This window comes from Asanoa hainanensis, from assembly GCF_900188485.1.
Classification (GTDB): domain Bacteria; phylum Actinomycetota; class Actinomycetes; order Mycobacteriales; family Micromonosporaceae; genus Asanoa; species Asanoa hainanensis.
Genome location: NZ_FZPH01000020.1, coordinates 56,930 through 70,155, shown reverse-complemented (window position 1 = coordinate 70,155; position 13,226 = coordinate 56,930). Strand labels below are relative to the sequence as shown.

The 13,226-nt window shown below is 71.2% G+C and carries 16 protein-coding genes; 8 read left to right on the top strand and 8 right to left on the bottom strand.

What is annotated here, in order from left to right; translation table 11 throughout:
- Positions 1-24 precede the first annotated feature (24 nt).
- Both CHC05_RS34750 and CHC05_RS34745 read right to left on the bottom strand, forming a co-directional pair.
- On the bottom strand, positions 25-885 hold the full coding sequence (locus CHC05_RS34750; protein WP_179266502.1) for a helix-turn-helix domain-containing protein: 861 nt from the start codon (positions 883-885) through the stop codon (positions 25-27).
- Between the two features lie 159 nt (positions 886-1,044).
- Complete coding sequence (locus CHC05_RS34745) at positions 1,045-1,224, bottom strand: DUF397 domain-containing protein (RefSeq protein ID WP_089254869.1); 180 nt, start codon at positions 1,222-1,224, stop codon at positions 1,045-1,047.
- A 274-nt stretch (positions 1,225-1,498) separates the two neighbouring features.
- Here CHC05_RS34745 and CHC05_RS34740 point away from each other — a divergent pair, with 274 nt between their 5' ends.
- A complete protein-coding gene (locus tag CHC05_RS34740) occupies positions 1,499-1,666 on the top strand; it encodes a DUF397 domain-containing protein (protein ID WP_245871371.1) in 168 nt (55 codons plus the stop codon).
- On the opposite strand, the gene CHC05_RS34735 is transcribed toward CHC05_RS34740, so the two are convergent.
- Together CHC05_RS34735 and CHC05_RS34730 are read right to left on the bottom strand one after the other, a co-directional pair.
- Positions 1,656-1,985, bottom strand: a complete 330-nt coding sequence (locus tag CHC05_RS34735) for a DUF3817 domain-containing protein (RefSeq protein ID WP_089254867.1) — start codon at positions 1,983-1,985, stop codon at positions 1,656-1,658. The two genes, CHC05_RS34740 and CHC05_RS34735, sit on opposite strands and share 11 nt — an antisense overlap.
- 22 nt (positions 1,986-2,007) lie before the next feature.
- Positions 2,008-2,517 carry a hypothetical protein gene (locus tag CHC05_RS34730; protein WP_089254866.1) on the bottom strand — a complete coding sequence of 170 codons (510 nt, stop codon included), beginning with the start codon at positions 2,515-2,517 and terminating at the stop codon, positions 2,008-2,010.
- Between the two features lie 99 nt (positions 2,518-2,616).
- Between CHC05_RS34730 and CHC05_RS34725 the strand changes: the two genes are divergently transcribed.
- The 3 genes from CHC05_RS34725 to CHC05_RS34715 all read left to right on the top strand — a co-directional run bounded on the left by CHC05_RS34725 (position 2,617) and on the right by CHC05_RS34715 (position 4,224).
- A complete protein-coding gene (locus tag CHC05_RS34725; protein WP_089254865.1) occupies positions 2,617-2,853 on the top strand; it encodes a DUF6158 family protein in 237 nt (78 codons plus the stop codon).
- A 3-nt stretch (positions 2,854-2,856) separates the two neighbouring features.
- Entirely contained in the window at positions 2,857-3,051 is a 195-nt protein-coding gene (locus CHC05_RS34720; protein ID WP_089254864.1) for a hypothetical protein, read from the top strand.
- Between the two features lie 240 nt (positions 3,052-3,291).
- Positions 3,292-4,224: a redoxin domain-containing protein gene (locus tag CHC05_RS34715; protein WP_089254929.1), complete on the top strand. Its 933-nt coding sequence runs from the start codon at positions 3,292-3,294 to the stop codon at positions 4,222-4,224.
- Positions 4,225-4,475: 251 nt separating this feature from the next.
- On the opposite strand, the gene CHC05_RS34710 is transcribed toward CHC05_RS34715, so the two are convergent.
- Positions 4,476-6,923 (bottom strand): penicillin-binding protein, encoded by a 2,448-nt coding sequence (locus tag CHC05_RS34710; protein ID WP_089254863.1) that lies wholly within the window; start codon positions 6,921-6,923, stop codon positions 4,476-4,478.
- Positions 6,924-7,072: 149 nt separating this feature from the next.
- Here CHC05_RS34710 and CHC05_RS34705 point away from each other — a divergent pair, with 149 nt between their 5' ends.
- On the top strand, positions 7,073-7,477 hold the full coding sequence (locus CHC05_RS34705) for a YidB family protein (RefSeq protein WP_089254862.1): 405 nt from the start codon (positions 7,073-7,075) through the stop codon (positions 7,475-7,477).
- Positions 7,474-7,758, top strand: a complete 285-nt coding sequence (locus CHC05_RS34700) for a GlsB/YeaQ/YmgE family stress response membrane protein (RefSeq protein ID WP_089254861.1) — start codon at positions 7,474-7,476, stop codon at positions 7,756-7,758. The genes CHC05_RS34705 and CHC05_RS34700 overlap by 4 nt, the downstream gene beginning before the upstream one ends.
- On the opposite strand, the gene CHC05_RS34695 is transcribed toward CHC05_RS34700, so the two are convergent.
- Positions 7,744-9,111, bottom strand: a complete 1,368-nt coding sequence (locus tag CHC05_RS34695) for a metallophosphoesterase family protein (RefSeq protein ID WP_089254860.1) — start codon at positions 9,109-9,111, stop codon at positions 7,744-7,746. The genes CHC05_RS34700 and CHC05_RS34695 overlap by 15 nt on opposite strands.
- A gap of 41 nt (positions 9,112-9,152) precedes the next feature.
- On the opposite strand from CHC05_RS34695, the gene CHC05_RS34690 reads away from it, so the two are divergent.
- Positions 9,153-10,445, top strand: a complete 1,293-nt coding sequence (locus tag CHC05_RS34690; RefSeq protein ID WP_089254859.1) for a M16 family metallopeptidase — start codon at positions 9,153-9,155, stop codon at positions 10,443-10,445.
- Positions 10,442-11,791, top strand: coding sequence for a M16 family metallopeptidase (locus CHC05_RS34685; protein WP_089254858.1), 1,350 nt, complete (start codon positions 10,442-10,444; stop codon positions 11,789-11,791). Before CHC05_RS34690 ends, CHC05_RS34685 begins: the two co-directional genes overlap by 4 nt.
- On the opposite strand, the gene CHC05_RS34680 is transcribed toward CHC05_RS34685, so the two are convergent.
- Both CHC05_RS34680 and CHC05_RS34675 read right to left on the bottom strand, forming a co-directional pair.
- Positions 11,788-12,204 carry a PPOX class F420-dependent oxidoreductase gene (locus tag CHC05_RS34680; protein ID WP_089254857.1) on the bottom strand — a complete coding sequence of 139 codons (417 nt, stop codon included), beginning with the start codon at positions 12,202-12,204 and terminating at the stop codon, positions 11,788-11,790. The genes CHC05_RS34685 and CHC05_RS34680 overlap by 4 nt on opposite strands.
- Positions 12,201-13,217, bottom strand: a complete 1,017-nt coding sequence (locus CHC05_RS34675) for an aspartate-semialdehyde dehydrogenase (protein WP_089254856.1) — start codon at positions 13,215-13,217, stop codon at positions 12,201-12,203. The genes CHC05_RS34680 and CHC05_RS34675 overlap by 4 nt, the downstream gene beginning before the upstream one ends.
- Positions 13,218-13,226: the final 9 nt, after the last annotated feature.

Below are 13,226 nucleotides of genomic sequence, written 5' to 3'. Positions count from 1 at the left end.
AAGAATCGCGGATCACCGCAACAGCTAGAGGTCGCCCGCTACCTTTTCGATGAAGGCGATCGAGTCGATCTCGCTCAACGCGCCGGAGCGGAGCCAGGCGAACTCTTCGTGGTAGGGTGCCGTTTCCATCGGGCGCTCCAGGAAGTTTTCCAGCAGCGCGCTTTCCAGATAGACCACGTCGCCGTCGGCTTCGTCCGGGAAGCCCAAAATCACGAAGGAGCCTGCCGACGTGGTGGCTCCGGCGGAGAACGGGACTATCTGGATGGTGACGTTGGGCGCCGACGCCAAGGAGACCAGGTGTTCGAGTTGCTCGCGGTGGACCCGGGTGCCGCCGATCACGCGGCGCAGCACGGCCTCGTCGAGGATGATGTCGAACTGCGGCGGGTCGTCGCGGCCGAGGATCTCGGACTTCCGGCGCATGCGGACCTCGATGCGGGCGTCGACCTCTTCGGGGCGGACCTGGCCCGGGGTGCGGTGGGTGATCACCGCGCGCGCGTAGTCGGGCGTCTGGGCCAGGCCCGGCATCACGCTCGACTGGAAGCAGCTCATGGCGGACGCCTCGGCCTCGAGGCCGATGTATTGCGCGTAGTGCGCCGGGATCGCCGAGCGGGCGTCTTGCCACCAGGGCTTCTGCCTGGCAAGCCGCGCGAGCACGATGAGCTCTTCGGCCTCGGCCGTGCCGTCGATGCGGTAGAGGTGGAGCAGCGCACGGACGTCGTTGGTCGACACACTGACGCGACCGGTCTCGATGCGAATCAGCTTGCTCAGCGACCAGTCCATCGCTTCGGCAACGTGTTCCTGAGTCAGCTTGGCTTGTTCCCGAGCAGCCCGCAGGGCCGTGCGCAGTCGGCGCCGGCCGGCAGTGGGCCCTTGGACGGTCGTCACGCCTCCGCCTCCGGTGTGGAGATGTGGGCCATCTGGCACATTGCGATTAGCCAGGTTGCATTAAGCCAAGCTTACACCCGTCGATAGACGAAGGGCCATCCACTTTGTATATGTGCGGCACGCCGGCTCGAACGGCCGGCGTGCCGATTCGAGGAAAATTCAGCGCAGGTCGAACTCGCCGGCCGCCACACCGGCGATGAAGCCACGCCACGAGGCGGCGTCGAAGGCCAGTCGCGTGTCGGGCGTGGTGGAGTTGCGCAAGATCGCGCCCTCACTGACGGTAGCGACCTCGACGCAGTTGGTCGCTTCGCAGCGTGAGCTGCGACGGAAAACGGGCATGGCAGTGTTGCTTCCGGACATCAAAATCTCCGCAGGCTCGGGCTTCTCTGGGGCACAAAAAAGCGCGGCATGCGGGATTGCCACAGAGGGCCGCGCCAGGATAGGAACTTAGCGGTCGAGCGTCCACATTGGAAGCCGGAGCGCTCAGATGCTGCGATTTTTATCCCATTGGAATGAAGATCACGCGAGATGAAAATGGAATCACCGTGAGTGAGCGCGCTCATCGCGGCGGTCACTCTTCGCAAGCGTCACGGTGCTGTGCGAGATTGTATTGATGGGCGTGACTCTTGTCTGGCGTCGCAGCAGTCACTGCGAATCAAACCAATGTGTCGACGTGGCGGTTACGGCCGACGTCGTGCTCGTTCGGGGGAACCTCGGTGGACCGGTGTTGCGTTTTCCCCCGGAAGCGTGGCGCGCGCTGTGCGCGGCGCTCAAGAGGTGACGGCCACCGGCTCCGCGGGCTCGGTCGTGGTGCGGAACCAGTGCGCGACCTTGCGCTCGGCATAGAACGACACGAACGGGATCGTGCCCGCCAACATCACCAGCAGCATGCGGCCGATCGGCCACTGCGCGCGGCGGCCGAGGTCGAACACGGCGATCAGGTAGATCATGTAGAGGAAGCCGTGCGCCGGGCCGACGGTCTCGACCACCGTCGAGTTGTCGCCGAGGTACTTCAGCGGCATGCCGATCGCCATGAGGACGACGAGCACGACGCCGACGACGTACGCGATGATCCGGTACCGGGTGAGGGCTGCGCGCATGATGCGGGGGGATCCTTCCTGGTCAACCAGGACCGCGGCGGCGGCCCGGATAGGCGGACGCCTTGGCGCCCGGGTTGGCGTTGAGCCACGCGAGGTAGTCGTTGTACTCGTCCAGCTCCGGGTCGGGCCCGGCGGGCGCCGGCGCGGCGACCGGCTGGCGCGGCACCAGCACCGGCCGGCGGAAGCCAGAACCGATCTTGGGCGCCCGGGTGCCGAGCACCGGCGGCAGCACGGGGGTAGGCACCGGCTCGGAAGTCGCCGAAGCCGACGAAGCCTCGGTGCCCGCGGAGGCCTCGGGGCCGTTCGCGGCCCGCCGGACGGCCGGGAAGCCGAGCGCCTCGCGGATCTCCCGGTACCAGAGGAAACCGACGAAGCCCGCGAACACCGGCCACTCGAACGCGTACGCCCAGCTCAGGGTGTTGCCCGCGGACGCCCGGGAGACCTGCCACCAGCCCAGCGCGAGGAAGCCGCCGATCAGCACGATCGCCAGCACATGCTTCGCGAGCATCGGTGGGGTGACCAGACGCCTCATGTCCAACGAGGGTACCGGCGCCCGCTGGGACCTCCGACAGCGCGTCGTAGTGGGAGCGAATCTTGGTTACCTCGCGCCGGAAATGGGCAGTATCGAACCATGACCGAATCTGTTGAGGATGTGGGTGTCGACCCGAGTGAACTGTCGGACGACGACCTGATCCGCGAGCTGCACAGCCTGCACCGCACGCGGCTCGACACGCTCCGGCACGGTTCCGACCCGGCGTTGGCCAACCACCTGCGGCGGACGGCCGAGCTCGAGACCGAGTACCTGGTCCGCCACCCGGGCCGCGAGGTCGACCCGCACCGGCTGCGGGACGGCGCGGGGCTGGAGTGACGCGTGGGAACGCGTGAGCCGCTCGGTCGTGCGCCCGGCGACACGGACCCGGCCGACAGCGGCGCGGACGACGACTTCGCCGTCGAGCACGAGGACACCGCGGTCGACAAGTCGATCATCGACGGTCGCGACAGCCGGGAGTCCGAGAGCCCGCGTGGCTGGGCCGGTCTGGAGGAGCGCGACCACTCCGGAAACTGATTCGGCGGACGGGGAATGATCCCGTGGGAGCCACCGTTGAGCTGACTGTCGGTGTGTCCAGTGTCCCCGGGCCTCACCCATTGCCTTCGCGGAATACCGTCCGGCTGGAGCCGCGTCGTGCCACTCGCCGAGAGGCGACCTGCACACCGACGCCACGAGCACCGCCCCCGGCCCAGCGCCGGGGGCGGTGTTTCGCATTCGGCGGCCCACGCGGCGTTCTACCGTGAGGGCGTGACCGCGATGCCCACCTTCGCCGGGGCGACCGAGTGGGTCAACTCTGGGCCGCTTGACCCCGACGACCTGCGCGGGCGCGTCGTCCTCGTCGACTTCTGGACGCTGACCTGCATCAACTGGCTGCGCACCGAGCCATACATCCGGGCCTGGGCGCAGGCGTACGAGGCCGACGGGCTGGTCGTCGTCGGCGTGCACACGCCGGAGTTCTCCTTCGAGCACGACGTCGACCTGGTGCGGCAGGCGACCGCCGCGCGGGAGATCACGTACCCGGTCGTGCTGGACAACGACTACGCGGTCTGGACGGCGTACGACAACCACTTCTGGCCGGCGCTCTACTTCGTCGACCGCGAGGGGGTGGTCCGCGACGCCCACTTCGGCGAGGGGCGCTATGTCGAGTCGGAGCGGCTGGTCCAGCGCCTGCTCGGCGTGGAGCGCGAGCCGGTGGCCGGCGCGGTCGTCGGGCGCGGCGTGGAGGCCGAGGCCGACTGGGACACCTTGCGAACACCCGAGAGCTATCTCGGGTACGCGCGCGGCGGCGGTTTCGCGTCGGACGGCGCGGCCCGGGACGAGCGCCGCGTGTACCGCTTCCCGGGCTTCGTGCCGTTCAACCAGTGGGCGCTGGACGGCGAGTGGCTCCTCGGCCGGGAGAAGGTCGAGCTGACCGGAGCCGAGGGTGGGATCGTGTTCCACTTCCAGGCGCGCGACGCGCACCTCGTGCTGTCCAACGCGACCGGCCGACCGATCCCGTTCCAGGTCTTCCTGGACGGCGCCGCCCCCGGCGACGCGCACGGGGTCGACGTCGACGCCGACGGCGCGGGCGTGCTCCGCGAGGGCCGCCTCTACCAGCTCGTGCGCCAGCCGGACACGGTCACCGAACGAATCCTGGAGATCAGGTTCGACGCACCGGGCGCCGCGGCCTACGCCTTCACGTGCGGCTAGGACGCGCCCAGTCGATCATCGTCGAGCCGAGCCGCGGTCCGTGCGCACCGGACGCCCGGCGCAGCCACCCCCGGTGTCCGCGACGCGGCGTCCGGCCGCGAGCGCGCCGACCCGGTACGCGGCCCAGCCCCCGGGCCGTCACCGACCCGGAGCCGGCCGGGCCCAGGGCGTGACGGCCCTGGCGCGGACCGCCGCGGCCCCAGCGTGGCCGGGGCGGCCCGGCGCGGACCGCGATGTCCGATGAGCAAGCGCTAGTTGAAGATCCGGTCTATGACGTTGTCCGGGCCGATGTCGTTGTTCGGCTGATCACCGTCGTCCTGGTTGCCCGGACCGTTCGTCGGCTCGTTGGCCGGCGGTCGGCCGCCGCTGATCTTCAGGGTGATCGTCGCGCCCGCGACGCTGCGGCGGTTCGGCTCGCTGTAGGCGACCGAGCCCTGGGGGCAGTTCGACGAGACCGGGATGTCGTCGACCTTGACGTTGAAGCCGGCCTCTTCGAGCGTGTTCCGGGCGTCGTCGACCGAGCGGCAGGACACGTTCGGGATCGTCTTCTGGTCGCCGTAGGCCGTGCTGCGGGCCGGCGCCGGGAAGTCGACCTTGGGTTTGCCCTTCATCGCGTCGGCCAGGGTCTCGTACACCGCCGGGTTGATCTTGTTGTGGTCCATGTTCTCCGGCGTTTCCGGCCAGTCCGGGTCCGCCATGATGCCCGCCACCGCCAGCGTCGTCGTGGTGACCACCAGCGACGCCGTGCGGTTGCTGTCGGTCGTGCCGGTCTTGCCGGCCACCGGGTGGCCGACCTCGTCGCGCACGGTGCGGGCCGTCGCGCCGCGGCACTGGTCGAACGCGGACTGGTCGCCGACCGGGCACCGGGCCATGTCGATCGCGCCCCGGGCCACCTCGGTGGTGACCGCCTTGTTGCAGTGCGGCGCCCCCGCATCGATCTTGGCGCCTTCGAAGTCGAAGATCTGCTCGACCGGGGTCGGGTCGCAGTGCGAGCCGTCGGCCGCCAGCGTCGCGTACGCGTTGGCCAGGTCCAGCGGCGTCGTCGCCGAGACGCCCAGGACGAACGAGCCCCAGGTGTCCGCCTGCTCCTTGTTGGCCGCGTGCTCGGCCTCCGACGGCGCCAGGAACCGGATGCCGAGGGCCTTGGCGGCCTGGATCGTGTTGTACGCCCCAGCCTGCTCCTCGAGCGGCACGAAGTACGTGTTGACCGAGGCGCCGAACGCGCTCCACATGTCGTGCTGGCCGGCCATGCTGGAGTTGTCGTTGGTCGGGCAGTACCGCGGGATGTCGCTGCAGCTGCCGGGCTCGCCCTGCGGCGCGTAGTAGCCGGACCGGTAGACCTGCGGCGCGTTCATCTCGGTGGCCAGCGGCATGCCCTTCTGCAGCGCCGCCACCGCCGCGAAGATCTTGAAGGTCGAGCCGGCCTGGTAGCCCTGGACGCCGCCACCGCCGGTGATCAGCGGGTTCGTGGTGATCGGGTACGTGCCGCGTACACCGCGCTCGGCCTCGGCCGGGTTGCTGTGCGGCTTGTTCTTGGGCTTGGCCCCGCCGTCGATGCCGAAGGTCCGGTTGGTCGCGAGGGCCCGCACCTTGCCCGTCCCCGGCTCCACGGCGGCCACCATCAGCGCTTCCTTGTGGTTGACGCTGAGCTGGTCGGTGACGTTCTTGAAGGCGGCGTTCTGCACGGGCGGGTCGAGCGAGGTGATCACCCGGTAGCCGCCGCCGCGCAGGCGCCGCTCGCGGTCGTACGTGGTGCTGCCGAACGCCTCCTGCTGGAGCCACCAGCGCTGGAAGTAGTCGCAGAAGAAGCCGTAGTTGTTGGGCTTGGTCGCCGTGCAGCCGTTGCTGGGTGTCTTGCCGACGAACTTGAGCTCCACGGCCTTGGCCTCGGTGGCCTGCGCCGTGGTGATCGCGCCGGTCTTGACCATCTGGTCGAGCACCCAGTCACGCCGCTCCAGGGTCTGCGGCCGCTGGCCCTCGTCCATCGGGTCGTAGACGCTGGGCGCCCGGATCACGCCGGCCAGCAGGGCCGACTCCGACAGCGTGAGCTTGTCGGGCGTCTTGCCGAAGTAGTACATGGAGGCGGCGTAGATGCCGTAGGTGCTGTGCCCGTACGGCGCCAGGTTGAGGTAGCGCTCGATGACGCCCTTCTTGCCGAGCTCCTTGTCGAGCGCGAGGGCCTGCCGGCTCTCCTTGATCTTGCGGCTGGTGCTCTTCTCGGTCGCCTCGACGACCTGCTGGGGGTCGGTCGCCGAGTACGTCGCCAGCATCCGGACGAGCTGCATGGTCAGCGTCGAGCCGCCCTGCTGCGCGCCGGTCGCCTTGTTGACCACGACGGCCCGGGCCAGGCCCCGCACGTCGACCCCGTTGTGCCGGTAGAAAGCCTGGTCCTCGGCGGCCACCAGGGCCTGGGCCACGGTCGGCGCGATCGCCGTGAGCGGCACGTCCTTGCGGTTCTCGTCGAAGAACGTGGCCAGCGGGGTCTTGCCGTCGCGGGCCAGCACCTGCGTGGCCTGCGGCGCCTGCTTGACGGTGAAGCTCGCCGGAAGCTCGTCGAACGAGATCGCTCCGGCCTTGGCGATCAGCCCGGAGGCGGCGGCTAGGGGGAAGGCCGCGGCGGCCACGATCACACCGGATAACACACCGACCAGGGCCAGGGTGGCGATGTTGCGAAACCGGCTGTTCTCGTGGACGTGCATGGGACCCCCGGGATGTTTGGCGTGTATTGGACCAGACGCGCCGAAGACCCTCCTGGTTGCGGGTTGGGTTGCGTGAAACCCGTCACCTCTGCCGCGACACGCGGCATAACCTCCAAGGAAAAGGGGCAAATGCCAGATATGGAGCGGGGATGGATCTGGACGAGATTACGAAACTGGCGCAGAACGAACGCGTCCGCCGGCTCCTGCTCAGCGTGCTGAACCGGGCGGGCGACGGCGTCGATCTCAACCGGCTGCTCGACCAGCTCCAACAGGGTGGACTCCAGCAGCAGGTGCAGTCCTGGATCCACACCTCTCCCGGCCGCGAGGTCAGCGGCGCCCAGATCCGCGACGCGCTCGGCGCGGCCAACCTCGACGCGGCGGCCGACTCCGCCGGGATGACGCCCGACCAGGCCGCCGACACGCTGGCCGACCTGCTGCCCCGACTCGTCGACCGGGCCAGCCCCGGCGGCGCACTGCCCGACGCCACCACGCTCCAGGACGCGTTCACGACGGTTCTCCTGGGCGAACCCGAACCGAGGGAGGACCACGCATGATCGCCACAGTCCTGTGGGCACTCATCGGCGGCGTGATCATCGGGGTACTCGCCCGGCTGATCCTGCCCGGCCGCCAGAACATCTCCATGGTCGCCACGATCAGCATCGGCTTCATCGCCGCCCTCGTCGGCGGCGTGATCGCCGACTTCCTGGGCGTCGGTGAGACCCGCGGCATCGACTGGATCCGGCACGGCATCCAGATCGGCCTGGCCATCCTGTTCGTCTGGGTGTTCACCCGCCTGGCGACCAAGGACGCCGAGAAGCGGTCAATCGAGCGGTAGCTCGTCGAAGAGCACGACCGGCCCGTCCGGGTCGCGGGTGTCGAACCGGTACGAGTGGACGGCGCCCGCGGCCGAGTCGAGCACCGAGAACACGGTCACGTCGTCGTCCGCCACGTAGGGCAGCGGCGTGCCGGCCGGGTCGGTCAGCGGCGCGACCGTCGGCAGTACCGGCGCCAGGCCGCCCGGGTCGCCGCGCTCCGGGAACGCGCCGTAGGAGTTGCCGACGTTCGAGCTCTCCAGCCAGTTGACGCCGGCCGCGTCGCGGAACCGGTTCCACAGGTGGTTGTGCCCGTTGAGGACCAGGTCGACCCCGGCCGCGCCGAGCAGCGGCGCCAGGTCGCGCAACACGACATCGTTCTCGACCGGGTACGCGTAGCGCCCGCCCGCCTCGACCGGATCCGTGTAGGCCGGCACGACGTGCGCACCCAGCCCGTGGCTGGCGTGGTGGAACACCACCACCCGGAACCGGGCCGCCCGGGCCGCCGCCGAGCCGAGCTCAGCCGTCAGCCAGGTGTGCTGGGGCGAGCCGGCGTCGACCCGCTCGAACAGGAACTGCCCCGGCTCCAGATACGTGGCCACCGGGTCGCGCCACGCCCGGGTGACGAACAGCGACACGACGAAGACGTCGCCGATGGTCCGGGACCACCAGCGGGGCCCCGCCGGCCCGCGCGGCACCGGGAACAGCTCCTCGTAGGCAGCGGTGTCCCAGTCGCCCGGCGCCGGGTCGTCGAACCGCTCCTGGAGCGTGTGGTGCCGCCGCCCCATCACCTCGTGGTTGCCGATCGCCGGGAACAACGGGGCGTGCTGGAGCAGCGGCGCGCCCCGGTAGTGCCGTCCCGCGATCACCGTGTCGGCCCGTCCGGTCAGCGCCGCGAAGAAGCCCCGCCCGTTCGGGTGGTCGAACCAGTCGCCGGCGCGCGCCGGCACGCCGACCATGTCGCCGGCGAACAGCACCCCGTCGAGCTCGACGCCGACCGTCTCGGCCACCTTCGCCAGGTTGGCCGGCGTCATCCGCCACAGCTGGTGGTCGCTGGTGAGCAACAGCCGCACGGGGTGGCCGCCCGGCACGGCGGGAGCCAGCGTGTAGGTGTCCGACTCGTCAACCGCCCCGTCGGACAGGACCGTGACCACGCGGTACGGGGTGCGTCCCGCGCCGAGCCCGCGTACGTCCGCCCAGTGGCGGTACACCGTCGCGCGTACCCCATCCTCGTCATGGAGGGCGACCAGCGCGGAGCTGGTCGCTTCGACGCGCCGGTTTCCCAACAGCACCGCACCGGAAGCCGGCGCGCCGGTGTGCCAGAGCACGTGCACCCCGTCGGCGGAAGGGTCGAGAAGATACGGCTCGCTGTGCACCGGGCAAGTATCCCCGGGCGCTCATCCGATAACGTCACTCCATGTCCGAGACGGGTTATCCCTGGCCGATCGAGACCACCCGGCTCGCCAACGGCATGCGCGTCGTGGTCAGTGAGGACCGCAGCGCACCGGTCGTGGCGGTCAACCTCTGGTACGACGTGGGGTCGCGGCACGAGCCCGCCGGGCAGACCGGCTTCGCGCACCTCTTCGAGCACCTGATGTTCGAGGGCTCGGTCAACGTCCCCAAGACCGAGCACATGCGACTCGTGCAGGGCAACGGCGGCTCGCTCAACGCGACGACCAACCCGGACCGCACCAACTACTTCGAGACGCTGCCCGCCGAGCACCTGGAGCTCGCGCTGTGGCTGGAGGCCGACCGGATGGGCGGGCTCGTGCCCGCGCTGGTCCAGGAGACCCTCGACAACCAGCGCGACGTGGTCAAGAACGAGCGCCGCCAGCGCTACGAGAACGTGCCCTACGGCGACGCCTGGCTGCGGTTGCTGCCGCTGCTCTACCCCGAGGGCCACCCCTACCACCACCCGACCATCGGGTCGATGGAAGACCTCAACGCCGCCGAGCTGGCGACGTTCCAGGCCTTCCACCGCAGCTACTACGCGCCCGACAACGCGGTGCTGACGGTGGCCGGTGACGCCGGTCCGGCCGAGGTGTTCGAGCTGGCCGAGAAATACTTCGGCGGGCTCACCGCCGGCGGTTCGCGGCCCGCCGCGCCGACCGGGTCCCTCGACGGCTGGGCCGGGCCGGTCTCGTCGGTGGTCGCGGCCGAGGTGCCCGCGCCCCGGGTGTACGTGGCCCACCGCACCTACCCCTACGGCACACCCGAGCACGACGCGGTGACCGTGCTGGCCACGGTGCTCGGCCAGGGCCGGGGGAGCCGGCTCTACCGGCTGCTCGCCGACGGCGCCCGGCTCGCCCAGCCCGACTCCGTCGGGGCATACGGCGTGGACCTCGCCTACGCGCCCGCGCCGCTGATCGCCTCCGCCACCGCCCGCCCCGGCGTCACCGCCGCGCGGCTCGGCGCGGCCCTGGCCGAGGTGGTCGACGAGCTCGTCACCGGCGGGGTCACCGAGCAGGAGCTGGCCCGCGCCCAGGCGCTGCTGGAGACCGAGTGGTGGACCGCGGTGGCCACCGTGGACGGCCGGGCCGACCTGCTCAGCCGCTACGCCACCCTGTTCGGCGACCCGGCCCTGGTCGGCTCGCGGCTGCCCGGCTGGCGCGCGGTGACCACGTCCGCCCTGGCGGAGGTCGCCCGCGAGGTGCTCCGCCCCGAAGACCGCGTGACGCTCGTCTACGAGCCGATGGAGGCAGTGGCATGACGCAGCTCATCGCGCAGCGCCCGGAACCCGGGACGCCGCGCCCCTACCGCTTCCCGCCCGTGGTCCGGCGGTCGGTGGCCGGGGGCTCGGTGGTGGCCGCCGACCTGCCCGGCGCCAACCTGGCCGTGGCCTCGCTGCTGCTCGACGCGGGCGGCGGGCGCGAGACGATCGGCGTCGAAGGCGTCGCCGAGGTGCTGGCCAAGGCCCTCGAGGAGGGCACCGCCGCGCGCTCGGCCGCCGACTACGCGGTCGCGCTCGAGTCGCTCGGCACCGACCTGTCCCTGTCGGTCGACTGGGACTCGTTCTCGGCGACCGTCCAGGTGCCGGTCGCGTCGCTGCCGGCGGCGGTCGAGCTGCTCGCGGAGGCGGTCCGCCGGCCCAAGCTGGACCCGGCCGACATCGAGCGGGTACGCGACGACGAGGCCGAGTCCCTGCGCCTCTACTGGGCCAACCCCGGCCCGCGGGCCGACGCGGTGCTGCGCGGCGACCTGTTCGGCGCCGAGGTGCGGCACGGCCGGCCGTTGTCCGGCGACCCGCGCACGGTGGGCGCGCTCTCCGTCGCCGACGTGGTCGGCTTCCACCGGTCCTGGTTCATGGCGCCCGGCACGCTGTTGGTGGCCGGCGACCTGTCCCGGATCGACCTGGACGCGCTGGGCCGGGCGGCCTTCGCCGGCGCCGACGAGGCGTCGCCGGTGGTCGGCGACCCGTTCCCGGCGGGCGGCCGGACGACCCGGCGGATCGTGTTGGTCGACCGGCCCGGCTCCGTCCAGTCGACGCTGCGGCTCGGCCACACCGCGCCGCACCGGTCGCACCCGGACTACGTGCCGATGACGCTCGGCGCGATCGTGCTCGGCGGCGCGTTCACCTCGCGGCTCAACCACCTGCTGCGCGAGGTGCGCGGCTACACCTACGGCATCCGCTCGGAATACGGCCTGTCCCGGCGCTTCGGCCGGTTCGTCACCAGCGCCGGGGTGCAGACCGCGGTGACCGCGCCGGCCCTGGTCGACGCCGTCGGCGAGATCGCCCGCACCCAGGCCGAGGGGGTCACCGAGCCGGAGCTCGCGGTCGCCCGCGACTGGCGGGCCGGGCAGCTCTCGGTGGGCCTGCAGACGCCGCGGGCCTACGCCAGCGCGCTGTCGACGCTCGTCGTGCACGACCTGCCGGACGACTACCACGCCCGGCTGCGCGAGTCGCTGCTGCACGCCACCGTCGAGGAGGTGTCCGCGGCCACCGCGGCCCACCTCAACGCCGAGGGCATCACCCTGGTGATCGAGGGTGACGCGGCCGCGATCCGCCCGGAGCTCGAGGCCACCGGCCTCGGCGAGGTGGTCGTCGCCGCTATCTAGTCGCGGGGCCAGCCGTAGAGGCGCTCGACGTGCAGGGTCAGGGCGATGCGATGGTCGGTGACCATCGCCGCCCGGAACTCGGCCCAGTCGGGATGCTCGCCGGCGATCTTCCGGTAGATGTCGACGAGCGCGTCGACGGCGGCGTCGTTCGGGTCCGCGGCCACGTCCGACAGCTCGGCCCGGCACTCGGCCACCACGTAGCGGCCCAGGTCGGGCGTGGTCACCTCGAAGCTGGCCCGCGGATCGCGCCGCAGGTTGACGGTCTTCTGCCGGTGGTCGGTCACCGAGACGCGGATGGTGCCGGCCGCGCGGTCGTACGTGTAGTTGACGTTGGACAGGTGCGGGCGCCCGTCGCGCTTGATCGTCGCGAGGACGCCCGCGTCACTGCTCTCCAGCAGCTCGTGGAAGCTCACGCTGTCAGCAGCTCGGCGATCTGCACCGCGTTGAGGGCGGCGCCCTTGCGGAGGTTGTCGTTGGAGACGAAGAAGGCCAGGCCGTTGTCGGCGGTCTCGTCGGTGCGCAGCCGGCCGACGTAGGACGGGTCGCGGCCGGCCGCCTTGAGCGGGGTCGGCACCTCGTCGACGACGACACCGGGCGCGCCGGCCAGCAGCTCGGCGGCCCGGGCCGGGCTCAGCGGGGCGGCGAAGCGGGCGTTGACCTGCATCGAGTGGCCGGTGAAGACGGGCACCCGCACGCACGTGCCGGAGACCCGCAGCCCGGGGATCTCGAGGATCTTGCGGCTCTCGTTGCGGAGCTTCTGCTCCTCGTCGGTCTCGGCCGAGCCGTCGTCGACGATCGAGCCGGCCAGCGGCAGCACGTTGAAGGCGATCGGCTGACTGAACTGGTGCGGCTCGGGGAACTCGACCGCGGCGCCGTCGTGGGTCAGCTCCGTGGCCCGCTCGCCGACCTTGCGGACCTGCTCGTCGAGCTCGGCGACGCCGGAGAGCCCGGCACCGGACACCGCCTGGTAGGTCGCCACGACCATCGAGACCAGCCCGGCCGCGGCGTGCAACGGGCGCAGCACGGGCATCACGGCCATCGTGGTGCAGTTGGGGTTGGCGATGATGCCGAGGGAGCGGTTGGCGATCGCGTGCGGGTTGACCTCGGCGACGACCAGCGGCACCGCCGGGTCCATCCGCCAGGCCGACGAGTTGTCGATCACCACGGCGCCGGCCTCGGCCACCTTCGGCGCGAGCGTCTTCGAGGCGCCCTTGCCGGCCGAGAACAGCACGATGTCGAGACCGCGGTAGTCGGCGGTGTCGGCGTCCTCGACGGTGATCTCGGTGCCCTGCCACGGCAGCGTGCGCCCAGCCGAACGGGCGCTGGCGAACAGCCGCAGCTGGGTGGCCGGGAAGGCGCGCTCCGCCAGGATGCGCCGCATCACACCGCCGACCTGACCGGTGGCACCCACGATTCCGATCCTCATGCCCGCGAA